General features: G+C 30.3%; 27 protein-coding genes. 20 read left to right on the top strand and 7 right to left on the bottom strand.

The window, feature by feature from the left end:
* Positions 1-56: 56 nt before the first annotated feature.
* The 4 genes from GOY08_RS11535 to GOY08_RS11520 all read left to right on the top strand — a co-directional run bounded on the left by GOY08_RS11535 (position 57) and on the right by GOY08_RS11520 (position 4,272).
* The gene (locus GOY08_RS11535) at positions 57-305 is read left to right on the top strand and encodes a hypothetical protein (protein ID WP_158999056.1); all 249 of its coding nucleotides are present in this window, start codon (positions 57-59) and stop codon (positions 303-305) included.
* A 37-nt stretch (positions 306-342) separates the two neighbouring features.
* The gene (locus tag GOY08_RS11530) at positions 343-1,311 is read left to right on the top strand and encodes a small ribosomal subunit Rsm22 family protein (protein ID WP_158999055.1); all 969 of its coding nucleotides are present in this window, start codon (positions 343-345) and stop codon (positions 1,309-1,311) included.
* 131 nt (positions 1,312-1,442) lie between these two features.
* Entirely contained in the window at positions 1,443-3,329 is a 1,887-nt protein-coding gene (htpG, locus tag GOY08_RS11525; protein WP_158999054.1) for a molecular chaperone HtpG, read from the top strand.
* 94 nt (positions 3,330-3,423) lie between these two features.
* Positions 3,424-4,272, top strand: coding sequence for a PilZ domain-containing protein (locus GOY08_RS11520; protein ID WP_158999053.1), 849 nt, complete (start codon positions 3,424-3,426; stop codon positions 4,270-4,272).
* Here the strand turns inward: GOY08_RS11520 and pgsA are convergent.
* A complete protein-coding gene (gene pgsA / locus GOY08_RS11515) occupies positions 4,269-4,949 on the bottom strand; it encodes a CDP-diacylglycerol--glycerol-3-phosphate 3-phosphatidyltransferase (RefSeq protein WP_158999052.1) in 681 nt (226 codons plus the stop codon). The two genes, GOY08_RS11520 and pgsA, sit on opposite strands and share 4 nt — an antisense overlap.
* 320 nt (positions 4,950-5,269) lie before the next feature.
* Between pgsA and GOY08_RS11510 the strand changes: the two genes are divergently transcribed.
* The 12 genes from GOY08_RS11510 to GOY08_RS11455 all read left to right on the top strand — a co-directional run bounded on the left by GOY08_RS11510 (position 5,270) and on the right by GOY08_RS11455 (position 13,631).
* Entirely contained in the window at positions 5,270-5,854 is a 585-nt protein-coding gene (locus GOY08_RS11510; RefSeq protein ID WP_158999051.1) for a peroxiredoxin, read from the top strand.
* Positions 5,855-5,946: 92 nt separating this feature from the next.
* Complete coding sequence (gene dacB / locus GOY08_RS11505; RefSeq protein WP_158999050.1) at positions 5,947-7,461, top strand: D-alanyl-D-alanine carboxypeptidase/D-alanyl-D-alanine endopeptidase; 1,515 nt, start codon at positions 5,947-5,949, stop codon at positions 7,459-7,461.
* A gap of 2 nt (positions 7,462-7,463) precedes the next feature.
* Positions 7,464-8,150 (top strand): Crp/Fnr family transcriptional regulator, encoded by a 687-nt coding sequence (locus tag GOY08_RS11500; RefSeq protein WP_158999049.1) that lies wholly within the window; start codon positions 7,464-7,466, stop codon positions 8,148-8,150.
* 49 nt (positions 8,151-8,199) lie between these two features.
* Positions 8,200-8,829: an ATP-binding cassette domain-containing protein gene (locus GOY08_RS11495; RefSeq protein ID WP_158999048.1), complete on the top strand. Its 630-nt coding sequence runs from the start codon at positions 8,200-8,202 to the stop codon at positions 8,827-8,829.
* Entirely contained in the window at positions 8,829-9,557 is a 729-nt protein-coding gene (locus GOY08_RS11490) for a heme exporter protein CcmB (protein WP_158999047.1), read from the top strand. The genes GOY08_RS11495 and GOY08_RS11490 overlap by 1 nt, the downstream gene beginning before the upstream one ends.
* 2 nt (positions 9,558-9,559) lie before the next feature.
* Positions 9,560-10,282 carry a cytochrome c biogenesis protein CcsA gene (gene ccsA / locus GOY08_RS11485; RefSeq protein WP_158999046.1) on the top strand — a complete coding sequence of 241 codons (723 nt, stop codon included), beginning with the start codon at positions 9,560-9,562 and terminating at the stop codon, positions 10,280-10,282.
* A 2-nt stretch (positions 10,283-10,284) separates the two neighbouring features.
* Entirely contained in the window at positions 10,285-10,506 is a 222-nt protein-coding gene (locus GOY08_RS11480) for a hypothetical protein (protein WP_158999045.1), read from the top strand.
* The gene (locus tag GOY08_RS11475) at positions 10,493-10,996 is read left to right on the top strand and encodes a cytochrome c maturation protein CcmE (RefSeq protein WP_158999044.1); all 504 of its coding nucleotides are present in this window, start codon (positions 10,493-10,495) and stop codon (positions 10,994-10,996) included. The genes GOY08_RS11480 and GOY08_RS11475 overlap by 14 nt, the downstream gene beginning before the upstream one ends.
* A gap of 17 nt (positions 10,997-11,013) precedes the next feature.
* Positions 11,014-11,622 (top strand): TlpA family protein disulfide reductase, encoded by a 609-nt coding sequence (locus tag GOY08_RS11470; RefSeq protein WP_158999043.1) that lies wholly within the window; start codon positions 11,014-11,016, stop codon positions 11,620-11,622.
* A 2-nt stretch (positions 11,623-11,624) separates the two neighbouring features.
* Complete coding sequence (locus tag GOY08_RS11465) at positions 11,625-11,963, top strand: RNHCP domain-containing protein (RefSeq protein WP_158999042.1); 339 nt, start codon at positions 11,625-11,627, stop codon at positions 11,961-11,963.
* 2 nt (positions 11,964-11,965) lie between these two features.
* Positions 11,966-12,787, top strand: coding sequence for a metallophosphoesterase (locus tag GOY08_RS11460; RefSeq protein WP_158999041.1), 822 nt, complete (start codon positions 11,966-11,968; stop codon positions 12,785-12,787).
* A gap of 73 nt (positions 12,788-12,860) precedes the next feature.
* Positions 12,861-13,631, top strand: a complete 771-nt coding sequence (locus tag GOY08_RS11455; protein ID WP_158999040.1) for a substrate-binding periplasmic protein — start codon at positions 12,861-12,863, stop codon at positions 13,629-13,631.
* Positions 13,632-13,790: 159 nt separating this feature from the next.
* Here GOY08_RS11455 and GOY08_RS11450 read toward each other — a convergent pair whose 3' ends face one another.
* A complete protein-coding gene (locus tag GOY08_RS11450; protein ID WP_158999039.1) occupies positions 13,791-14,180 on the bottom strand; it encodes a PilZ domain-containing protein in 390 nt (129 codons plus the stop codon).
* A gap of 213 nt (positions 14,181-14,393) precedes the next feature.
* On the opposite strand from GOY08_RS11450, the gene GOY08_RS11445 reads away from it, so the two are divergent.
* The 4 genes from GOY08_RS11445 (at position 14,394) to tsaD (ending at position 18,127) form a co-directional block, all read left to right on the top strand.
* Positions 14,394-15,134, top strand: a complete 741-nt coding sequence (locus GOY08_RS11445) for a motility protein A (RefSeq protein WP_158999038.1) — start codon at positions 14,394-14,396, stop codon at positions 15,132-15,134.
* Positions 15,134-15,985 carry an OmpA/MotB family protein gene (locus GOY08_RS11440; RefSeq protein WP_158999037.1) on the top strand — a complete coding sequence of 284 codons (852 nt, stop codon included), beginning with the start codon at positions 15,134-15,136 and terminating at the stop codon, positions 15,983-15,985. Before GOY08_RS11445 ends, GOY08_RS11440 begins: the two co-directional genes overlap by 1 nt.
* Before the next feature lie 138 nt (positions 15,986-16,123).
* Positions 16,124-17,020, top strand: a complete 897-nt coding sequence (locus GOY08_RS11435) for a tetratricopeptide repeat protein (RefSeq protein WP_158999036.1) — start codon at positions 16,124-16,126, stop codon at positions 17,018-17,020.
* 6 nt (positions 17,021-17,026) lie between these two features.
* Complete coding sequence (tsaD, locus tag GOY08_RS11430; protein ID WP_158999035.1) at positions 17,027-18,127, top strand: tRNA (adenosine(37)-N6)-threonylcarbamoyltransferase complex transferase subunit TsaD; 1,101 nt, start codon at positions 17,027-17,029, stop codon at positions 18,125-18,127.
* Between the two features lie 47 nt (positions 18,128-18,174).
* Here the strand turns inward: tsaD and GOY08_RS11425 are convergent, their stop codons facing one another.
* From GOY08_RS11425 to GOY08_RS11405, 5 genes are all read right to left on the bottom strand, one after another.
* Positions 18,175-18,636: a hypothetical protein gene (locus tag GOY08_RS11425; protein ID WP_158999034.1), complete on the bottom strand. Its 462-nt coding sequence runs from the start codon at positions 18,634-18,636 to the stop codon at positions 18,175-18,177.
* Between the two features lie 195 nt (positions 18,637-18,831).
* Positions 18,832-19,233 carry a hypothetical protein gene (locus tag GOY08_RS11420; RefSeq protein ID WP_158999033.1) on the bottom strand — a complete coding sequence of 134 codons (402 nt, stop codon included), beginning with the start codon at positions 19,231-19,233 and terminating at the stop codon, positions 18,832-18,834.
* A 316-nt stretch (positions 19,234-19,549) separates the two neighbouring features.
* The gene (gene exaC, locus GOY08_RS11415; protein ID WP_158999032.1) at positions 19,550-21,070 is read right to left on the bottom strand and encodes an acetaldehyde dehydrogenase ExaC; all 1,521 of its coding nucleotides are present in this window, start codon (positions 21,068-21,070) and stop codon (positions 19,550-19,552) included.
* Between the two features lie 101 nt (positions 21,071-21,171).
* The gene (gene lnt, locus GOY08_RS11410) at positions 21,172-22,842 is read right to left on the bottom strand and encodes an apolipoprotein N-acyltransferase (protein ID WP_158999031.1); all 1,671 of its coding nucleotides are present in this window, start codon (positions 22,840-22,842) and stop codon (positions 21,172-21,174) included.
* A complete protein-coding gene (locus tag GOY08_RS11405) occupies positions 22,826-24,661 on the bottom strand; it encodes a hypothetical protein (RefSeq protein WP_158999030.1) in 1,836 nt (611 codons plus the stop codon). Before GOY08_RS11405 ends, lnt begins: the two co-directional genes overlap by 17 nt.
* Positions 24,662-24,737: the final 76 nt, after the last annotated feature.

Genomic DNA, 24,737 nt, shown 5'->3' with positions numbered 1-24,737 from the left:
ATTCTACTTATACTTCTATTATGGTAAACTAGTAATGTTAAATAAAGGAAGTCAAGATGCTACAGATTTTTTTAAAAAAAACGCTGATATTTTTAATTTATGGCTTCGTTTGGTTATTTATCTTTTCTATACCAATAAAAACAGAAAAAAAACTTTTTACATTTCTCCACTATTATGTGGTTGATACAAAGCCTGTCCATTGGTTTTTGGAAAAAATTCGATTGAGTGCTAAATCCACTGAGAGCACCGCAAAAGATACAGCCACTGAGTTTATTGACAAAATTGAAACAGAAGTGAAAAAGTAAATCTGTTCTGATTTTGTAACTTTTACCAGGTTTAAAAATGCTCTTACCAAATCTTTTGCAAGAATCTCTTAATGAAATATCAAAAAATTATCAGCAAACTTTACTACAAGAAGCATACACAAAATTATCCACCTATTATAGAAATAATAGGGAGCAAATTGCATTTTCTTTAAATAGTGATTTAGAGCGAATAGCCTATGTTTTAGCAAGAATGCCAGCAACTTACGCAGCAGTTAAAAGAGTTTTACTAGAGATTCTTCCTTTTGCAGATAACGTAAAAAGCATTCTGGATGTAGGCTGTGGACCAGGTACAGCCGCTTGGGCAAGCTGTGAGGCTTTCTCAGATATAGAAAGAATTCAGCTTATTGAACTAAACCAAGGCATGATTGAAATTGGTAAAAAACTTGCGCTGAATCAGCTTAAAATGAGGAATGCCGATTGGCTTCAAAATAACGTCTTAAACTCTTTAGGCAATATCAAAATTGCTGATGTTGTTCTTGCCTCATATTCCTTTAATGAAATTAAAGTACAGGATAAAGAGCATTTTCTTACAAAATTTTGGGAAAAAACAAATCAATTTTTTGTATTAATTGAACCAGGAACCCCTTTAGGATTTGAGTCTATTACCTTCGCAAGGAATTTTTTCATAAAAAATAAAGCTCAGATATATGCTCCATGTTCACACACTTTAAATTGTCCAGCATTGGAAAAAAAAGATTGGTGCCATTTTTCAACTCGATTACAAAGAACTTCAATTCATAAAATCCTAAAAATGGGAGAAAAAGGCTTTGAAGATGAGAAATACTCATATTTAATCATTAGCAAAAACAATTTAGAAAGACCTTTTAACACTAGAATTACACGACACCCCGAAATTCATAGTGGTCATTTAAAATTAAATCTTTGTACAAATAATGGTTTTATATCTAAAACTTACTCAAAAAAAGACGGTGAAAAGTACAAACAGGCTAGAAAAGCTGAATGGGGTGATTCATGGCTGCTTTAAATCCCTAAGTCCCACAAATTCCTTTTTTTAAAAGGTATTGACTACTTTCATCTTCTGCTTAGCTTCATTATAAGCGAGTTTACTACTTTACTTATTTTTCTTTTAAATTAACTAGTTACAAGGAAATCAAAATGACAGCTGAAGTCCATTCGTTTCAAACCGAAGTTCAACAACTTATGAACCTTATGGTTCACTCCCTTTACTCCAATAAAGAAATTTTCCTAAGAGAACTGATTTCCAATTCAAGTGATGCTGTTGATAAACTACGTTTTGAAGAAATCACAAATCATAACCTTCTCAAATCAGAAAAAGAAAATTCTATTTTAATCCGCAACGACAAGGATAATAACATACTTATTATTGAAGATAATGGTATTGGCATGACCAAAGATGAGCTCATGAATAATTTAGGAACTATTGCGAGTTCTGGGACTAAAAAGTTTTTAGAAAAACTATCTGAGCAAGATAAAAAAGATTCAAATTTAATAGGTCAGTTTGGTGTTGGCTTTTACTCTGCTTTCATGGTGGCAAAAAAAATAGTTGTAGAAAGCCGGTCTGCACATGGAGGAGAAGCTTACAAATGGACTTCTGCGGGTGATGGAACTTACACCATTGAGCCTAGTTCTAAAGAAACTAGAGGAACAACAATAGAACTTCACTTAAAAGATGATGAAAAAGAATTCATTGATGACTGGAGAATTCGTGGAATTGTTAGAAAGTATAGTGATTATGTTACTTATCCAATATTCTTTTTAGAAAAGAAAGAAGATGGAGCTACTGAAGAAGTTCGCTTAAACAAATCCACACCAGTGTGGGCTCGTAATAAAAGAGAAAACAAACCAGAAGATTACCAAGAATTATATAAACAAATCTCAATGGATTGGAAAGAACCATTACTATGGGAACATATTAGTGTAGAAGGATTAGTTCCTTTTAATGCTGTAGTATTTATTCCTACAGAAGCACCTTTCGATCTATATACGAGAGATAATCATGGCTTGCATTTATATGTGAAAAGAGTTTCTATTACAGAAAAATGCAAAGAATTGTTACCTGAATATTTAAGATTTATTTCAGGTGTTGTTGAAACAGATGAATTACCATTAAATGTTTCCAGAGAAATCTTACAACACAACAACAAGCTTCCGCAAATTAAAAAACAAATTATTAAAAAAGTACTATCTTCTCTGCAAAATTTAGCAAATAATGATAGTGAAAAGTACTTTAATTTTTACAAAACTTTTGGAGCTGTCCTAAAAGAAGGCTTCCATTTTGACTTTGAACAACATGAAACTCTAAGCGACTTAGTTCGCTTTAAATCATCAAAAACTGGAAAAGATGGTTGGGTTTCTTTCAAAGAATATATCGAAAGAAAAGCTGATGGGCAAAAAGAAATTTATTATTTAACAGGCCCTAATTTTGAGTCAATTGAACGCAGCCCTCACTTGGAAGCACTTACCTCAAAAGGTATTGAAGTATTATTCTTGATCGATCCAATCGATGAGTGGTTCATCATGAGTTACAATAAACATGGTGAATATAATCTAAAATCTATCAATAAAGGCGATTTAGATCTCAATGGCGTTGGTAAAGAAACTGAAGAAGAAAAGAAAAATGAAGAAAAACCAGTTGAAGAATTAGTTGGTTTACTTGATTTATTTAGAACAAAATTATCAGATGAAATTAAAGAAGTAAAAATTTCTAAACGTCTTCGTGAAAGTGCTTGTTGTTTAGTTGCTGATGAAAACGGTATGAGTGCTCATATGGAAAGAATTATGAAAGCAACTGGTCAAGGTATGGCTAATAATAATAAACGTATTCTAGAAATAAATCCAAGCCATAATTTAATCAAAAATTTAGCTGATAGGAAAAATAAAGGCGCTGACGAAACTACATTAAACGAATGGGTAGAAGTTCTTTATGAAACTGCATTATTATCTGAAGGCAGTCCTGTAAAAAACCCTGGAACTTTTGCTAAACGCTTAACAAAAATAATGGAAATGGCATCAGGTAAGTAAAAACTTCCTGATTGGCAAAGATTTCCTTCTATTATCTATATTTTTAAGCTTCTGATTATTTGGTATAGTAACTAAAAAATCAGGAGCTTTTCCTATGGAAGTATTTGACGCCGAAGGTAAATCTATATTTGATATTGCTCCCAAAAAGAAAAAACGTTATGTTCTTTACTTATTTAAATTAACACGAGAAGATGAAACTAGAATAAGAACTATTGAAAAAGCTATTCAAAATGCATTAAATGAACATATTTTAGTTCGTTTTGAAGATCCTAATGAAGCTTTAAAAGCTTTATTAGTAAAGAATATAGAAATTATTTTTATTGATTACTCATTATTTAATGATGACAATATTTCAATTGATTTTGGAGTTGAATGTAAAAAAAGAAAAAAATGTCCGTTATTTTTTGTTGCTAAAAACGAAGAAGAATTAGTTAAAAAATACCGAGAAAAACTTTCATTATATGAAGAATTTGATGACTATTTTAAAGAACCAATTGACTTTATTGAAATCAGTAGAAAAATAAAAAGAGCATCTGCAACAATAGGAAGAAGGGCTAAAAGATTTTCATTAGATATTCCAATTAAAGTTTATAGATTAAATTCAGACACCTATGAAGATGTTATATTGAATGATATTAGTTTAGTAGGATTTAGTATCTCAATAAAAAATGAACATTTTTTTAAAACTAATGAACAAGTTAAAATAAAAGTTCCATTACAAGATTTTAATTTATTTCACCCACAATATGGAGATTTTTTACCTGTATCAGGAAAAGTAAGAAGGATTTCAATTAATGGAAAAATTATTGGATGTTCTTTAGAACATGCCACACCAATGCAAATTGAAGTATTGATGAATTTACTTGAAAAAGTAACAAGAAGATTAAGAATGCTAAAAATTGCGGAAAAACCAAAAGAAGAAATAGATCCAGTTCCTGTCTAACTTTTCTTTAATTTTCTTGCATAATCAAATAAATATTGCCCACCACTAATTAAACTGGCAGCTAAAGCGAGGATAATAAAAAGTTGGCCAATATAATGAAAAGGAATAATCCATACAGTACCACAGACAGTAAGACCAATAATTCCTATGTCTTGGAAAGTAGTTTTAGTTTTGCCAATAATATTTGAAGAAATTTGGATACCATCATCAACTGCAGCTAATCTTATAGCATTTATACCAAGATCTCTTACAATAATGATAACAGCAATTAATCCATCCATTCTATGCTTTTCAACTAAAATAACCATTGCAGAAACAACTAGTAATTTATCTGCCAAAGGATCTAATAGTTTTCCAAGCACTGTTTCTACATTAAATTTCCTAGCTATCCAGCCATCAAAAAAATCAGTTAGAGCTGCTAGAGCAAAAACGAAAGCAGCTGCAATGTCAGTACTACTTAATTTAATTGGTTGAATTAAGCCAAAATGTCCAGATTCTGGAGCAACTTCCCCTAGGGACATTAAATAGACTACCACCGGGATACAGAGAATTCTTAAAAACGTTAAGCGATTTGGTAATTTTTTTAACCAATTAGGTAAAACTTTTTCTTTGGTAATATCTGGAACTTCATGATTACTTGTTTGGTGTTGAGTTTTTTTAAAGAATGAAAAAATCAAAATTTACCTCATATTAGCTTAAGCTTACTCTAAATCCATCTACTGTTAAATGGATATTCTTTTGTCTCATACCTCACTAAATTTATATATAACAGTTTCGCATAGCAGAACACATCATGTTAAAAATATTTGATCTAAATCAATAAAACGCTAATTATTATTGTTTTTTTTTTAAGCATAAACACCTTACCTATTAAAATGTTATTGAAAAATGGAACAGTTGCTTCCTTGACATCCAACTTTAAGGATATAGTGTTTATCACTGAGACTAACTTCCCGTATGTTCTCTGTACTTAATTTATTAGAAAAGGGGTTTCCATATGAGCGTATTAGTTGGACGTCAGGCACCAAACTTTAAGGCTGAAGCAGTTGTTAACAATGATTTTAAAGAAGTTTCTCTTTCTGACTTTAAAGGAAAGAAATACGTAGTATTATTTTTCTATCCTTTAGATTTTACTTTTGTTTGTCCAACTGAATTACATGCTTTTCAAGAAAAATTAGAAGAATTTTCAAAAAGAGATGTAGAAGTTATTGGGTGTAGTATAGATAGTAAGTTTTCTCACTATGCTTGGTTAAATACTCCAAAAAATAAAGGTGGAATTGAAGGAGTTAAGTATACATTAATTTCTGATATTCATCGCACTATTGCAAGAGATTATGATGTTTTAAGCGACGGGGGAGTTGCATTTAGAGGATTATTTTTAATAGACAAAAATGGTCTTGTACGTCACCAAATTGTAAATGATCTACCTCTTGGAAGAAATGTTGATGAAGCATTAAGAATGGTTGATGCTCTTCAGCACTTTGAAAAACATGGAGAAGTTTGCCCTGCGAATTGGAATAAAGGCAAAGATGCTATGAAAGCGACTCAAGATGGTGTAAGCAATTATCTAGCAAAACACTAAATTAAATCTCATTTGTATACTTGTGATTGCAGTTTATGAAAAGCTCTTTAAGATATTCTTAAAGAGCTTTTCATTTATATAGGAAACAAAAAATGCAGCTATTTTTTATAAATTTAAACAAAATGCCTTCTTTTATTTTAATAATTTCTTTCTATTTACCAACCATTACTTTTGCTCAAAGTTCAAAATTTCCAAAATTAAGTCAATTACAACAAAATGGAAATGCAACTGTTAGTGCATTAGTAGTAAAATTAAGCAATGGAGAAAAAATTGCAGAATTAAATTCTGATATGAGACTTTGTCCAGCTTCAGTGACAAAGTTAGTTTTGGGTGCACAAGCTCTTGATAAATGGGGCACGACTAAAACTTTTACAACAAAATTATATGGCAGAGGAAAAATAAATAAGGGAACACTTGAAGGAGATATTATATTCTACGGCGCAGGAGATGCATCTTTAACAAATGAGAAACTCTGGTTTTTAACTACTGATGTTTCCCGTTATGGCATTAAAAAAATTACAGGAAAAATTGTTGTAAATAATTCTATGTTTGGAAATGTTTTAGAAGATGAAAATAGATTGGGAGGTAAAAATAAAAGTCATAATGCCTATGACGCGCCTCTATCTTCAGCAGCAGTAAATTTTAGCGTCTTAGCAATAGTAGTCACTCCAAATGAAAAAATAGGAGGACAAGCAAAAATATCATTGGAACCTTATCCATTAAATAGCATTTCTGTAATTGGAAATGTAACAACAACAAATGAAAACTCAGCGCCACAAATTTCAGTTTCCCGTCAAAGTAAAAATGGAAAAGATATATTTTCTGTCTCAGGAACTATTCCAAAAAATTCCACAGCACAAAGAATTTACCGTTCAATTTCCGATGCTGATAGATATACTGGAGAAGTATTAAATGGCTTTTTAACCGCAGCAGGAATTGAAACATCTGGTGAAATTCAAATAGATTCAAAAGAATTAAAAGGGAATTTAATTCCTTTAGCCTCAGTTGAAGGTTATCCTATTGAGTGGCAAATGAAAGGTCTTTTCGAAGTAAGTAATAACTTTATTGGTGATACATTAGCATTAAATTTATTATCAGAGTCAAATCCAAAAAATAAAGGGGATTTAAAAGAAGCTGGTAGTTTATTAGAAAAATATATGAAAAATGTATTAAAAAACTCAACTTGGGATTCAAATCAAAATCAAAATTCAACACTAATAATCGAAAGCGGAAGTGGTTTAACTCCCAATAATCGTCTTTCTGCAAGAGATATTATTTCTTTATTGGATCATATGTATTTTAGTGGTAGAGCTTTTCCAGCGTATATAAATGCTTTACCAATTGTTGGTGATGAAGGTTCGCTAAAAAGAAGATTTACCTCTCCAACAGAAAAGCATTTACAAGGAAGATTAAGAGGAAAAACAGGGACTCTAACAGAACCTGTGCATGTATCAGCTCTTGGAGGCTATAGTCGACTTAAAAACGGGGATTGGGTTGCTTTTGCCGTCATTGTGAATGGGGTCAAATCAAAACCACAACCTGACTTAAAAAACATACGAGATGCAATAGACTCGGACCTTGCTAAGGTTTTGCCATCGGAGCTTTAAGAATGGAAAGAAAATCTAGGGGAACTTACACTTTACGTAGGCTTTTTCCATCCCTTTCAGATGAGGATCTACATCGATTTCAAGAAAACTCTTCAATTATTAGATTAAAAAAGGGTCAAAACCTTTTTATCTCTGGTGATACGCCAAGATCTATTTATGGTGTTGCAAATGGATGCTTAAAAATTGTACGCGAAAGCCAAGAAGGTGAAAGCGTCATAACACGCATTGTGCGCGCTGGACAAATTGTCGGTATTAGGGAAGTCTTTGGTGAATTTAAATACAGTAGAACCTCCGTAGCATTAAAAGACAGTGAAGTTTTTTCGATAGAAAAAACCATAGTTTTGGATCTAATTCAAAGAAGCCCAATTGTATCATTACAATTTATGAAAATCTTTTGTTACGAACTCGCAAGACTAGAAAAACGGATTGAATCAGACTTATATCGTCCCGCTAAGAATAGGGTTGCTTCCGTTATTTATGAGCTTTATAATTTATTTGCTGATGAAGGTGCACAAAGTTTCGAACCGCCATTAAATCGGCGTGATATTGCAGAACTAGCAGATGTCACACCTGAAACTGTTAGTCGCGCAATAGCGGATTTTAAACAAGCAGGTATTATGGAAACACATGGTTCATCATTTACCATTTTGGATACTATTTCCTTGCAAAATGAAGCTGAAGAAAGATAAAATTTGACCAATGTCTTTATATTTAAAATGTGATAATTTAGAAATTAGAATGGGAAACAAGCCTTTAATTTCTAAATTTAATTTATCCATTTTATCGCAAGAAAAAATTACTATAACAGGCCCAAATGGAATAGGAAAAACATCACTCTTAAAAATACTAGCAGGTTTATCAAAACCTCACCTAGGAGAGATTAGTTACTTTCATGATAAAGAATTAAAAGATAAAAATAAAACTTTAATGTTTCTTCCAAATATACCTAGTCTAATGTTAGATCAATCTATTCTTTGGAATTTAGATTTTTATACTCAAAGTTACTCTAATAAATTTACAATAGATGACTACAAAAAAGTTTTAAAAAGAGTCAATTTACATGATAGAATTTTGCAAGTAGTTAGATCTTTATCAACAGGACAAAAAAGAAGATTATCTCTTGCAGCTCTGTTACTCATTAAACCTAAAATTATTTTAGCCGATGAACCCACAAATGGGTTAGATGATTCTGGTGTCGATATTTGTTTAGATATATTTTCTGAATTAATTACAAAAAATAATTCAGCTATAATTATTGCAACTCACGATGAAAATTTAATAAAATGGGCAAATAAAAATATTTGTTTATCAAATTTTTTACCTGAAATAAAAAGAAATTTAAAATCAGAAATTAAGGTATTACTCTAATGTTTAATACTATAGAACATATTAATAAAGAAAATAGAAATTGGTTAAAGTCTTTTTATTTTATTCATAAATTAAGTTTCAGAACCCTTTGGGCTAGGAAAGCTTCATGGGTAGGTACTTTTATATTTTCATGTTGTTTGCTCATTCTTTTTCCTTTTGGCCTAGGAACTGAGGCCCTGCAAAGAGCTGATATTCAAATTGGAACATTTTGGATTATGAATGAATTTGTTGCTGTTCTAACCATTAGTAGAATATTTTCTGCCGAACAAGAATGCAACGGAATGGATTTAATTCTAACTTCAAAATTACAAAAAACATCTATTATTGCCGGTAAAATTAGTTTTACTGCTTTTCAAATCTTTACGTTACAAATTCCTATTTTGTTGTTGTGGATAATTTTTTATAATATTAATTCAAATATTCTTGTAAACTTATTAAATAATCTTTTTTTTGTTTCTATTTTTTTTAATTTAGGTTCTGCTAGTTTGGGTACATTAATTACTTGTTTAACAGCTAGAAGTTTAGCAAAAGAAATATTACTTCCTATGTTATTTTTTCCTCTTCAAAGCGGGATTTTACTGGCCTCAGTTTCATTAACGATACATATTGGCAACAATTCACTTCTCGGTGCCTTTAGTGAAAGTGCATGGTGGACGATACTAATTGCATATCCCATTATATTTTCAACTTTAGGAATACTTTTAAGTGATTTACTTTTGCAGGAATAATTATGAATACCAAAGAAACACTTGAGAATAAAATTCCACTATCAATTACAAAACCAATATTGCGTTGGAATATTATTCTTTCTTTATTTACTATTTTTCAAATATTTTGTTGGTTTCTAGCTTTATTTTGGGTTGCGTCGGATACCGATCAAGGCAATGTATATCGTATTATTTTTGTCCATGTACCTGTAGCTTGGTGCGCATTTTTTTGGGTTTTTACCAGTGCAATATTTGCTTTTTTAGTCATTTTAAAACCCAAAAATGCAATAATCTATGATAGAAGCAGCTACACATCATTAGAATTGGGGACACTGTTCTCATTTCTAACATTAATTTCAGGAAGTATTTGGGGAAGACCTACGTGGGGTGTTTGGTGGGACTGGGATCCGCGTTTGACTTCTAGTTTAGTGATGTTCCTTGTTTGTTGTGGTTACTTAATTCTTCGACATTTTACTCCAGATTTAAAGACTAAAAGAAATATGTCAGCTATTATTGCGATAATAAGTGCTGTTAACGTCCCAATAGTTTATTATAGTGTAAATTTATGGAGATCTCTTCATCAACCACAAACTTTTGTAGAAAAAACTCAAAATGCTTCAACAGATATTTCGCTTGTTCTTTTTTTAAATTTTCTTGCAATGTTTTTATTAAGTATTGCTATTTATAAAATTAGAAGACAAGCAGTTTCAGCTAAAGAAACATTAGATTTAGCTAGAGGTGAATAATTATGGAATCAGAATATGGGAATTTAAGTTGGGGAATTTTTGTGTATTCAACCTTTGCAATTGTTGCTATTTGCCTTGTTCTTTATATATTTTTTTCCATAAAAATCAGGCGTAATTCAATTCATAGTATGAATGAAGAGGGCTTTTTTGATAAAGAAAATAAAGAAAATAAAGAAAATCATTTAAGTCATTTGAGTGAAGGAAATCGTTGTGAAAATAAATAATGGACAAATTGCAGGGCTTATTATTGTATTAGGATCATTAGGGCTTATTATTTATCAAGCTACCAAAAGTGAATCAACAGTTACCTTTTACACTCCTGCTGAAGTTTACGCTAACCCTATTAAATTTGATGGCAAATTGTTTCGTGTATCAGGACTTGTAATGGCTGGTACCAAACAATGGAATGCAGAAAAAAATGAACTTAATTTTAAAATGACAGATTTAGAAGGACACAATTTTTTTGTACAATATAAAGGGATACCTCCAGATCTTTTTAAAGAAGGTCAAGGTGTTGTTGTTGAAGGACGCTTGATAAATAACCCAGACATCAATCAAAAAGATAAATTAATTACGGCAAACTTATTGATGGTTAAACATAGCGAGGTATATGATACAAAAAAAGATCATAAACAAATGAAAGAAGCTAAATTGCTTGATAGTATTTTAAAAGATCAAAATATTCCTTCTCAACAAACATCTGCTAGCAAATAATAAGTATTGGGAGTATTATGCAAAAAAAGAAATTGAATCGAAAAGCTATTTTTGCTTCGGTATTTGGTATTTTATTATTCTTAGCTTTAATGATTTATGCTTTGAAACAAGACCCAAATTATAATCCCAGTCAATTAGTAGGAGAGGAGGCTCCAATAATATCAGCTCCCCTTTCAACTGGTGGATCATTTAATTCTGATCAATATTTTCAAAAAAATAAATGGGTAATTTTAAATTTTTGGTCTTCTTTTTGTTACGTTTGTCGAGGAGAAGCTCCAGAAATGGAGTATTTTTATCAATTAACTCAACAAAAAAACGAAAAATTCCCTTATTTTGTAAGTATAAATATTCAAGATAATACAGAAACAATAAAAGACTGGCAAAAAAATTATGGTCAATCGTTTCCTGTTGTACAAGACTTAAAAGGATTAATATCCATTCAATATGGAGTTACTGGAACACCAGAGACTTTTTTTATAGATCCTCAAGCAAAAGTTAGATATAGAGTAGCTGGACAAATTAATCGAAATATAATTTTACGGTTTATAGAATGGCTAGAAAAAAATCCTACTGCAAATCAAACTGAAGTCACTAAAGCTTTCATAGCATTAAGAAGTAATAGTTAAATATGTCAATTCAATCTCCAGTATTTACAAAAATAAATGAATCTTTTACTTGTAAAAATTGTAATTTTTTAGTTCCACTATCTTCTAGTACTTGTCGAGATCACTGTCCCAAATGCTTATATAGTATTCATGTTGATATCAATCCTGGCGATAGAGCTGCTGAATGTCTTGGCCTTCTAAAACCTGTGGCTTGGTCACAACACAAGAAAAAAGGTTACATGATCCATTATAAGTGTCTTGAGTGTGGATTAGAAAAAAGAAACAAATATCTTGAAATAGATTCAAATATGCCAGATGATTTCTCAGCTCTTTTAAAATTAAGCGCTATAACAAAGGTATAAACGTGAGAACAGTAAGAATAGAAAATATTAATAGTTTTGTCGTTATTTCAGATGTGCATTTAAGAGAACCGGGTGATCTAAACTCTCAAATACTTCTTGAAAATCTTGATAAAATTAAACTTAAACATTATACAAAAAAAATTGATGCTATTATTTTTCTTGGGGATATATTTGATTTTATTACAGTATCCAAAACATTCTTTATTAAAATTTGGGTTGATGTTTTCGATAAAATAAAAGAACTAAAAAATTTGGGTATAAAAACTATTTTTTTAGAAGGCAACCATGATTTTGGATTTGAACATTTTCATTCAAAAAAACTAGATGATATTTTTTCATATTATGGTGATTTTATTCTTGAATTTGATCATCCTGAACTTGGTAGAACTGTTATGCGCCATGGTGACAATTTAATTTGCCTTCCCTCATATCAAAAACCTAGAGCTTTTTTTAAATCTTATTTGTTTCAAAAAATTGCTAATCTTTTAGTTCCAGGCTTTTTAATGCATTTTATTTGTACAAATTATGCTAAAAGAAGCCGGAATAAAGGAGAAACGTATAATGCATTAACAGCTCCATTTTTAAGAAATTGTTTAGAAGATTATTTTAAAATTTATAATGAAAACAATAGTAAACAAATTAATACCTTATTTTTAGGCCATATCCACGTTTATTTAAAAATAGTCTTTCAACAAGTTCGTTTATTTGTTGGACCTGACTGGTTTTCAAATCCAAATTATTTTGTTTTTTATGACTCCAGGGAAAATGAAAGAATTTTTACCAAAAATGATAATATCAAACAATTTGACATCTCCAAGTCTTAATAATTTGAAGTTTTAAATATTTAACATTTTGAAATTAGTGTTATCATTCTCTTAACACATGGAGAATTGTTTAATGCTAAAAATAAAATTACCCCAAGCCTTCTTCCTTTTTTTATTTTTCTGGTTTGAGCAATTTAGCTATGCTCAAGATAATTTTTTTAATTTATATACTGAAGATTATGCGCCGTATAATATGCCGAAAGATGATACCAATGGTGACAACGAAAATGAAATCGTTGGAAGTGCTACAGACATAATGAAAGAAATATTTAAGCGGGCAAATATTAAATATAAAATGGAGCTTCTTCCATGGGCAAGAGCTTATAATAACGCCTTAACTAAAAAAAATGCTGTTGTTTTTGCTGCATCAAGAACTGAAGAACGCGAAAAATTGTTTAAATGGGTTGGGCCGATTGGCGAAAACGATTGGGTGCTATTTTCATTAGCTAATCCTCATAGTAAAATGCCTTATATTAAAATAAAATCTTTAGAAGAAGCAAAAAACTATGTTATAGGGGCTTATAAAGGAGATGCAACATCAAATTACTTACATAGCATAAGTTATTTAAAAGTAGAGGATACTAATTTAGACCTTAATAACGAAAAAAAACTTCAAGCTGGTCGAATTGATTTATGGGCTTCAGGAAAACAATTAGGAAATTGGTTTTTTAAAAAAAATAAAATTATAAATATTGTACCTGTATATACATTAAAGACTTCAATACTATATGCGGCATTTAATAAAGAAACAGATGAAAAAGTAATTGAAAAATTAAACGCTACCTTAAAAGATATACAAAAAGATGGTACTTATGCAAAAATAATAAATAAATATGCAAATTAATATTATCTATCTAACTGTTACTTAATATGTAAAAATCATCTTCTTGTTCAATTTTTTATAATGCAAGAGTTTCTATAATATGAAAAGACCCTATTTTTGTTGAAATAATAGTTTTGACGTTGCCATTTTCTTTTATTGAGTTTTTCCTTAAATTTTTTTTCAAGAGGCATTTTTGTTCGATATTTTATTAACTATTTCAATAATTCTTAAGCCTTTGTTTAGTACAGCTATTTCAGAGTCTTTTAAATTTTGAAATTGGCAGGAAATAGTCTTTCCTAAATTTGTGGCTCTTTTTATTTCTGCCCTTAATTTTAATTTATCATCTTTATCAATTCCAAACATCCGCACAGGCATTTCAAACGTAACAGAGCAACCAACTTTAAAGCCCCTTTTAATATTATCGACTTCTAAATTTAAGCTCACTCCACCTGCAGAAATATTGTTTATTGTTCCCATGACTGGATTAGAGTCATCTTCCGAATAAATTTGCACGATGGCTTTGCTGATAAATCTAGGACTGCTTCTATTTTCAGCAGAAGACTCCGTCATATATTAAGGCTCCAAAGTAATTCTGGTTACCCACTTTTTTCGGAATGAAAATAGCTTTTTTTAGCACCCATCAATAAAATTTTTGACTGCAAAAACTTCTCTTTCTGTCAAAAGTAAACATTTCATAAAAAAAACGATGACTTTAAAATAAAGGAGAATTCTCAGCATCAATTTAAAAGTCTTTTGCAAGATAAAACAAAATTGAGGTCCTAAATGGAATTATCGAGCATTATTGGCCCAATTCTAGGATTAGTCGCTGTAATTGGAACAGCAATTATAAAAGGCTTACAAGTCCCAATGTTATGGGGTGGTTCAGCTGCCATGATTGTGGGTATGGGATCATTTGCAGCTGTAATGACAGCTTATCCTTTGAAAGACGTAATTTTCTCGTTTAAATCCCTTGGTCTATTTTTAAGTGGACCTAAAATGGATACGGAAGGTACCATTTCTACAATAGAAAGACTCGCTCAATTAGCTAGAAAAGATGGTGTATTAGCCTTAGAAAAAGAAATTGATAAGTTAGATGATCATTTCATGAAAAAAGGAATTGAAATGGTTTCTATGAATACAGATGCCATCGTAATTGAAAACACCTTATTAGCCGAAATTGATATGATCTACGAGGAAGAAGAAATAGCTGCAAAATTTTGGGAAGATATGGGTGCTTTTGCCCCAACAATTGGAATTATGGGTGCCGTTTTAGGTTTGATGGTGGTGATGTTAAACCTTGATAACCCTCCTGAGATTGGTCCGGGTATTAAAACTGCATTTATTGCAACATTGTATGGCGTGGGATTAGCTAACCTCTTTGCTTTACCAGCAGGAAAAAAAATAAAAAGAATGTGCCATCATAAGAAGGTTTACCGTGAAATGATAGCTGTTGGTATTGTTGGAATTGCTCAAGGCACAGCTCCAAAAGTTTTAGTTGAACGTCTACATGGGATGGCTCATTAATGCCTAAAAAAAAGAAATGCCCCGAATTTGAAAACCATGAACGTTGGCTGGTTGCCTTTGCTGACATGATGACTCTGTTATTTGCTCTATTTGTGGTTTTATATGCAATTGCAGTTGTAAATACTTCAAAAGTAAAACAGGTCACCGAATCAATGCAAGTCGCTTTTGGGATAAAAGAAGAAGTACCAAAAGAAGAAGGCAATATTCCAAAAGGCCCTCAATCTGTTGAAAGTATTTTTCGTTATATTAAAGGTAACACCAGTAGAGAACAAATCTTACAAAGATTACTTAGAGAAAGAGCTGCTATTATCGCAGCTCAAGCAAGGCAAGTTGAACAAAAATTAGCTGAAAGATTGTATGGTTCAAAGCAATTCCCTGATAGTGAAAAAAAACCACAAGATCGAGTAATTTATGTCGCAAGAGATCCTGATGGAATTAGGATTACTTTACTTTCTAGAGTGTTATTTAATCCTGGAGAATACATTTTAAAAGCAGACACAAAAGAAATGTTAAAAGGAGTCGCTGATATCTTAAAAGGATTAAATCGATTAATAAGAGTTGAAGGACACACTGATAACATTCCATTTGAACGAAATGGAATGACAAATTGGGAGCTTAGCTGCTTACGAGCAACGGCTGTAACCAAATTTTTTATTGATACAGGATATTTTGCCAAAGGTAGTGTTTACCCCGCAGGATTTGGAGACACAAGACCTATTGCTATAAATGATACTCCAGAAAACAGAGCTTTAAATAGGCGAGTTGATTTAAAAATTTTATATGACAAACCCGATGACTATATCCCTCCTGATGAGCAGCTTGGTAATGATGAAAAAGCTGAAAAAGAATAATATTTGAATAACTTAAAAAGTAAGTTATATAATTATCAATCAAGGAAAGTGTATTTTTGTTAATACAATCCACTTAAATGCTAATGCGGCTCCTTGTATTAATGATTCAAGTTATTTCAATTTTTTATGGAGATATCAATGAAAGAATACCAGTCTACTCTGAGCTGTGGAATTTTTTTTAATAAAAACAAAAATATACAAGCAAAAACAATTTTTACTATCGTAAGTTCCTTGTTCCTTTTTCAGGGATGTATGACCTCTTCACGCCAAGATCAATTGCAAGCTTCAGTCACACAATTACAAGGTCAAGTCTTTCAATTGCAAGAACAAGTTAACAAACGTGACCAACAAATCAATAATACAACTCAAACGGCTTTATCCTCAAAAAGCGATGTGGAAAGCCTTCAAACTCAATTACAACTTACTCAAGGGGTAGTTGATGAATTAAAAATTAAAATAAAAAGAATTGAAGAAAATGCTGGTTCTTTACCTTCAGAAAGTGGGGTTGTTTCGTTAAATAACTCTCCTGATAATTTAACAACAATTCAAAGGCAAATTGCGCGTTTAGAAATTGCTGCTGGTTCTAAAGTAGCAATAAATAGAAAAGGAAAACTTCCCGCCAAAATAAAATCTCAAGCAGACTTAACAAAAAGTTTAAAGACCACTTTTGAACAAGGCAATTTCAAGCAGACCATTGAAACCAGTAATTCAGTTTTAACTGCAGCTGATGCAAATGATAGTATGATTCAAGTGGCATTAGAATATAGAGCTGAAGCAAAATTTAAATCGCAAGACTTTAAAGGTTCAGCTATTGATTTTGCTAATTACGTAGAAATGTTTCCTATGTCTGCTAAATATCAAAGAGCTTTGTTACTTGCAGGAGACAGCTTTGTTTATTTAAAAAATAATAATATTGCTAAATCTTACTATCAAGAATGTGCTAAAAGTTTTTCCAATACACCAGAAGGCAAAGCAGCTGCAGGAAGACTTGCCAGTCTCCCATCAGCATCTACAACAAATAATGCGGGCCAATAATATTTTATGAATGAAATAATCCTTGCTGTTGAAAGTTCATGTGATGAAACAGCTATATCGATAGTAGAAGTTTACAAGGACAAGCTTAAATCAAATTTTGTTCGCATACTCGCCCATGAGGTAGAATCACAACATGCTAGCCATGCTCCTTTTGGTGGAGTAGTTCCAGAAATTGCTGCAAGAGATCATCTTGCTAAAATTTATGACATAGCAAGTACAGCATTGAAAAAAGCTGGGTTAAAACCAGAACAGTTAACAAAAATTGCTGTAACAATGGGTCCAGGTCTCATTGGTGCATTGATGGTTGGTGTCCTATTTGCTAGAGGATTAGCAACAGCTTTAAATATCCCTCTTGTTGCAGTGAATCATGTAGACGCACATTTGGCACCAGCGTTATTACTTCACGATTTTTCTCTCAAGTCAGATTTGTCTAAATCACTTCATCTTCGTAGTCCAACTTTCCCTGCTATAGCGCTTACTGTCAGCGGAGGACACTGTCATTTAAGCTACCTTTCAGATATAAATACAAAAAAAATATTAGGAACAACATTAGATGATGCTTGCGGTGAAGCATTTGATAAAGTCGCAAAACTTTTAGGATTAGAATATCCTGGTGGCCCCGAAATAGAAAAATTAGCTTTCGTTGCCGAACAAAATGGTTTTCAGGACAAATATCAATTTCCATACAAACTTTCTGATAAAGAAAATATTTATCAATTTTCATATAGCGGAATAAAAACTGCTGTTATGGAAATTATAAGAAAAGAAACAGGAATAAAAAAAGGAAAAATAACTGGAAAAGATTTGCCTTTAGAAACTAAACAACAAATTGCTTATTCATTTCAAATAGCAGCTTTGAAACAACTACATGACAGAGTTTTAAATGCTGTTAAAAATTTTCCAGAAATTAAAAGCATATTAATTGCTGGTGGCGTTGCCCAAAATAAAAAATTTCGTGAATTATTTATGAGTTTTCAACAAGAAGTTATTTTTGCTTCTCCTGCTCTTTGTTCTGATAATGCAACAATGATAGCATTACAGACTATCATAGAAACAAACTTAGATGGATTTAATATGCAACCATTTCCAAAATATATAGCAAAATAATTTAAGTTTATTTATTAATAATTAAAAAACGCTGAATTTTTTTTTGATTATTTTCTAAATAGCTGATCGATATTACTTATTGTTGGATTAAAAACTTTATAAGAATCTACTGAATCATATAATCCTGCAATGTCTGTATAAATTGTATATAATCCTGGAAAAATTTCTTCATCCGATAAACCTAAAAGATATCCTTCAGATGTTAGTTTTTTCGAAGCTTGTGGATAACGATAATCACTACCGTGTAGACTTATGCATTTCTGTTGTAGTTCTTTAATATATTCAATATCCTGATCAATTTTTAAATAGCTTGCATAAAAATGCACAATTTCTTTTGTTTTTCTTTTTTCACGAATTTCACCTGAAATTTTTTCTATTTTTAGAATATTTCCCGGTTCATGTAACCACTCCCATTTCCCTTGATTGTTAGAACAATAAACATAAAAATCCTTAGCTAATACATGTTGTGCAAAAAATATTGCACATATAAATAAAAATGCCTTGTTCATAATATTTCCTCTATAATTTATTATTTTCTTTTCATCATTGAGATAAAATTTTATCTAGTAGATTAAAAATTTATTTTAAGAAAGTTAGTATTTTAATTAATTTTATTTCAAAATTTCAGAGCACTTATTTTTTACTTTTAAAAATATATCCAGATAATGATTCAATTTATTATCTGGGTATATTTATATTTTTAATTAATATCCACAAGTATAAACAGGTAATGATCTATCTTTTGGATATACTTCAGCTGTATACTTTGCTTTATCTAAAACAACTCTTAATCCCAATTCTTGAGAAATGAGTTCTGCTTGATAAGCTGTTTGCTTTAAAACATGCAATTCATATGGTACTACCTCAGCTCCAGGATAAACACCTTGTTTGGTAAAGTATCCACCACGTACATTATACTTAGGCTCTAGTGCTTGTGTATAAATAATCAAACCATAATCAACGCCAACCATGTGATTTGTAGGAGCACATCTTACGGGATGAGCTGAAACACCGCCAGGAACTCCACCGCCAGGTGGAACTAAAGTTTGTGCCAAAGCAACTGAAGACATTCCAAGCAAAGATACAATTGCTAATAATTTTTTCATATTTTAACCTTTCATATTCATATTTTTTTGTTACTGTTTACTAGTTAATTAAGATAAATTTTTATAAATGTCAAATTTTTTATTTTAAATTTTAAGTTAAATAATTCATATTAAATCACAATTTTTTCAAATAATTAAATATTTTTTTTGATTAAAATAGAAATCAAATAGAATCCATTTTGAAGTAAATATTTTTTTAAAAATATACAATTTTGTTTTGACAAGAAATTTTTAAAGTAAAAATAAAAAAAGCTTTAAGAAATTTCTTCTTAAAGCCAAATAAAATAAAATTTATTACAATATTTCTATTTTTTATTTAATAAAAACCAAGTGGTTTAGGATTGTAACTCACAAGAATATTTTTTGTATGCTGATAGTGCTCTAGCATCATTTTATGATTTTCACGCCCAATTCCTGATTGCTTATATCCACCAAATGCTGCATGGGCAGGATATAAATGATAACAATTTGTCCATACTCTCCCTGCTTTTATATCTCGACCTAATTGAAAGGCATGATTTAAATTTCGTGTCCAAACTCCAGCACCAAGGCCATAATTTGTTTCATTAGCCAAATGTAGCGCTTCATCAATATCTTTAAATGTTGCTACTGAAACAACAGGTCCAAATATTTCTTCCTGAAATATTCTCATGTTATTTTGTCCTTTAAAGATAGTTGGCTCAACATAATAACCATTTTCCAATTCATTTTGAAATCTTTGGCGTTGTCCACCAAATAGTAGTTTTGCCCCTTCATTTTTTCCAATATCAATATAATTAAGAATTCTTTCCATTTGTTCTTTAGAAACTTGAGCACCCAACATTGTAGATGGGTCTAATGGATTTCCTTGCTTTATTTTTTTAATTCTCTCTATGATTTTTTCCATGAATGGCTCATAAATTGACTCTTGAATGAAAGCCCTTGAAGGACAAGTACAGACTTCCCCTTGATTAAAAGCAAACATTAGAAAACCTTCAACTGCTTTATTTAAAAAATCGTCTTGCTTTTCTATGACATCTGCAAAGAAAATATTTGGAGATTTTCCACCTAATTCTAATGTTGCAGGAATTAAATTATTTGCAGCATATTGAAGAATTAATTTTCCAGTCGTTGTTTCACCAGTAAATGCTATTTTATTTATCCTCGGACTTTCAGCTAAAGGCTTTCCTGCTTCTAATCCAAATCCATTCACAACATTTAAAACTCCTGGTGGAAGCAAATCCTGAATAAGCTCTAGCCAGACAAAAACAGAGGCAGGGGTTTGTTCTGCAGGTTTTAAAATAATACAATTTCCAGCAGCTAAAGCTGGTGCAACTTTCCATGTTGCCATTAACAAAGGAAAATTCCATGGAATAATTTGTCCAACAACACCAAGGGGTTCATATATATGGTAAGCAAAAGTTTCATGATCAAGCTGTCCTACACTACCTTCTTGTGATCTGATACAACTAGCAAAATAACGGAAATGATCGATTGCTAATGGGATATCAGCAAATTTTGTTTCTCTAATAGGCTTTCCATTATCTAATGTTTCTGCTGTAGCTAATAAATTTAAATTAGCTTCCATTCTGTCAGCTATTTTAAGTAATATATTTGCTCTTTCAGTTGCAGATGTCTTTCCCCATTTTTCTTTTGCAGAATGTGCAGCATCAATAGCTAATTCAATATCTTCAGCAGTAGATCTTGCTATTTCTGTTATTACTTCTCCATATATAGGACATATATTACCAAAATAATCACCTTTGGCAGGTGCAAGCCATCTCCCACCGATATAATTATCATATTTGCTTTTAAAAGGATTGTTGATGTCATACTTTGCTAATTCTTTATTTAACATAGAAACCTCCTTTATTTATTTCACAACAAAATACAACTTCTTATAATACATATTTTTTAAAATAGTAAACTAAATAAACAAAAATAAATATTCAAATACAATTATAATTTCTTATTAAAAAAGATAAATAAAGACAAAATTGTTGCTACTATGAATGCAAGCTTCACTAATAAATTAAATTCAGTAAAAATACTTAAATTATTATTTAATGGGATACTTAAAACAGATAAATCTTGTTTATTTATCACTTTATTACTAAAAACAAGATTACCATTTTTATCAAAAAGCTGAGTAGGACCATTATTTGTTAAAAATAACAAACTTCTTTGAGATTCTATTGCTTTAAATTGATTTATAATTGAATAAACAAAAATAGCATTAGTATCTGACATCCATATAAAATTTGCCTGATTTACTAAAAATTGAGCTCCATTTTGAACTAAATTATGGACTAAATCTTTGTCAATAGAATCATAGCAGATAAAAATTCCAATTTTAATATTCTGAAATAAAAGAGTATTAGCTTGATTACCAGGAGCTAAAATTACATCTTGTTTGGTCCATTTTAAATAGAATTCTTCTAAAAAAGGAATATATTTACTTAATGGAAACTCCTCTCCAAATGGCATTAAATTCCATTTGACATAGTAAGTTGAAGTCTTTCCATCAGGATAAACTATAAATGATCTCGATTCTGCAATTTTTAAAATAGATTTAGTCTTTGCAGCATCATTTATTTCAATAACTGATTGCAAAAGTATGGGTTTACTTGCTGATTTAGCTAGTAAATATATATCTTCTATTTTTTCTGGAAAATTTCCAAATTGATAATATATTGCACTTTCAGGTACTATTATTAATTCTATTGGAACTTTATCAAATTCTTTAACTAATTCAAATAAGCTTTTTTCTTTCAACTTCACTCCACCAATGTCTTTATCATGAATTACCGAAAAATTTGGTTGAATATATCCAATATTAATTTTTTGATCTATTGATGGGTTCTTTTCACTACTTTTTAATTTAAAAAATAAAATTGCAAAAATAAAAAATAAGTAATGATAAAAAAATTTGTTTCTAACGTAATCAATTAAACTAAGTTTTAAATAAATTTTTCTAAATAAAATAATTGCCAATAAAATATTACTATAAAAAAACAAGAAGGACAAGCCAATTGAACCTAATATAGATCCTAATTTTCTTAAATTACTATCATAGAAATAGGAATAACCAAAAAACCAAGGAGCTAGTTTGGGGTAATAATACTCAATATTAACTATTAAAAAAGTTAAACAAATAAGAGAATACCAATTAATTTTATAAACTTTAAATTTCCTATTTAATAATAAAACTGGAGAAAAGAGGAGAAAATAATAGGGAAAAGAGAGAAAGGCAAGAATCAAATAAATGATTGAAGTTATTAAATGATTAGTATGAAAAAAATACTTAATACTTGTATAAACCCAAGAAAAAGCTATAATTTCTAATGTTAGAGAAAAGGTGGTAATTAAAATAAAGTAATGAAACATTCTTCTTCTAAAATTTTCTATTTTTACTAGTAAAAATAATTCTAAAAAAAATGGAGAAATGCAAAAGTAATTTAGATAACGAATAATAGCTGGAAAATTTTCAAGTGGATAAAAACTAGATGAAAACAAAAAAGCACTTATTATTACCAAAAAAAGAGATTTAGCTCTAGGATATCTTAAGTTATCTTGAGCTAAATCTTGTTTCTTAACAATATTTTGCTTTAATTTATGGGATACCAGCAAACGTATTCATTCCCCAAACTTCAACAGCAACAGGGTTTGTAAACTTAGTTAAGACCTGACTATCAACTCTACAAATCTTGCTAGTTGAATAGTCTTTTGCACTTTTACCTGATTTCCAAACGAAGTCTGTAGCTTTTATATTAATAAAGTTTTTAGTATAAATAGTCATATTACCTGTACTTTGACTTTTACCTTCTGCACTGCAAGTTAATATAGCTAGAGCTTGATTAGGATCTATATTAACATTTGGAATTGGATTTAAATTAACAACTAATCCATCACTTGTAACAATTTTTACAATTATTGTATCATATCCTTGCAATTGCGTTGGAGTTAAAAAACCCTCAGAACTAGCTGATAAATCAGATTTTATAGTTCTTCCTATAATTTTTGAATCGACAACTATTTTTCTAACATCTTCATCCATTGGTTTATACATAGAACCTGGAGAAAAAATATTAGAAACATCACTTAAACATTTATCTATATTATCATAGCATACGTCAATAATTGAAATTAATTTAGTAAATGTATTATTCATATTTACTAAGTTATTCAATATCATGTCTTTTTCGCCTTTAGCCAATAAATTTGCTCTGTAGTTATCACTATTAGCCAAATTAAGCACATAAAAATAGTTACTTATTTGTAAACTTGTTTTATTTTTAATTTGATTTTTAAGATCAACATTGGCACTTAATTTACTTGCAATATCTTGAGAAACAAATTTTTCTTTATCAAAAATTGGCAATTCTGCATAAGAAGAAATTTGACTTGTTGATAAAACATACTTTGAGTCTTCAGGATTTTTTTCTAACGCTTTTAAATCATTCTCACTAAATTGAGCAGGATATTTAACTGCAATATAATCATTAATAGTTGAAAAAAGATCTGAACACCCTTTTTCATTCGCTAAATTACAAGAAAGACCATTTTTTAATGCATTTGGTAATTTCGTACTATCACCACCTACTTGCATTGCATAAATTGTTAAATTTGTGTTTGCTCTTGTTGTTTGATTTACATTGCCAAACATTGCTTTAAAATCAAAAGAAGCTGTCATTCCTGGAACATCTGGAATTGGAATTTTTCCACCAAGTCCAAAACTTAGATCAAAAGAATTTTTTGTAGCAGTATTTGCAAATGCAAACTTTAAAGCAAAGTACAGATTAGATTCAGCTGATTGTTCAGTAATCACACCATCGCCACATAAAACTGCAAACTGATTTGTAGTTAAATTTGCGTATTGAGGATTTATAACATAATTGGTAGTGCTCTTATCAGCTACATCCATTTGTCTTGAACCCGCAATATTTTTAACAACCATTAACATATTAGTAGTATAGCTACTAAAATTAAATGCACTTGATAATCCAAAGCCTAAACTAGTATTTACTCCAGGTAAACTGTTTAAAAGTCCACCCAAAAAACCTGAAATTCCTTCTCCACCAAAACTTAATCCAACTGATCTTGAAAAACTAAAATTATTGTTATTAAATAATGTTTCAAGAGAATCTATTTTATCAAATTTTGTAATATTTTGCCTTTTAGCAGTGAATTTTGCAGCTACATTTCCAAGACAAAAACCTTTTGTATTCATACCTAGCAAAGAATTGTAACCTTTTCCTAGATAAGGATCCATTGCTACAGCAAGCTTCTTAATATTGTCACTAGCATCAGCTGATTGTTTTACTGTGATATCTCCAGAAGTGTTACCACTTGAGCCACCTCCACCAGAACCGCCACCCTGCGCACATCCATACAACAGACTAAGGAAAGATAATGTAACGAAATAGGTACCTAACTTTGACTTAAGCACTTTTACCTCCTAAACAAATTAAGAATGTTTCTTCATTCCTAAGCAATGTTTATTCGGCTCTTTTAATTATTTATTT

The organism is Pigmentibacter ruber, from assembly GCF_009792895.1.
GTDB lineage: Bacteria > Bdellovibrionota_B > Oligoflexia > Silvanigrellales > Silvanigrellaceae > Silvanigrella > Silvanigrella rubra.
This window is presented reverse-complemented; position numbering and strand designations above follow the sequence as displayed.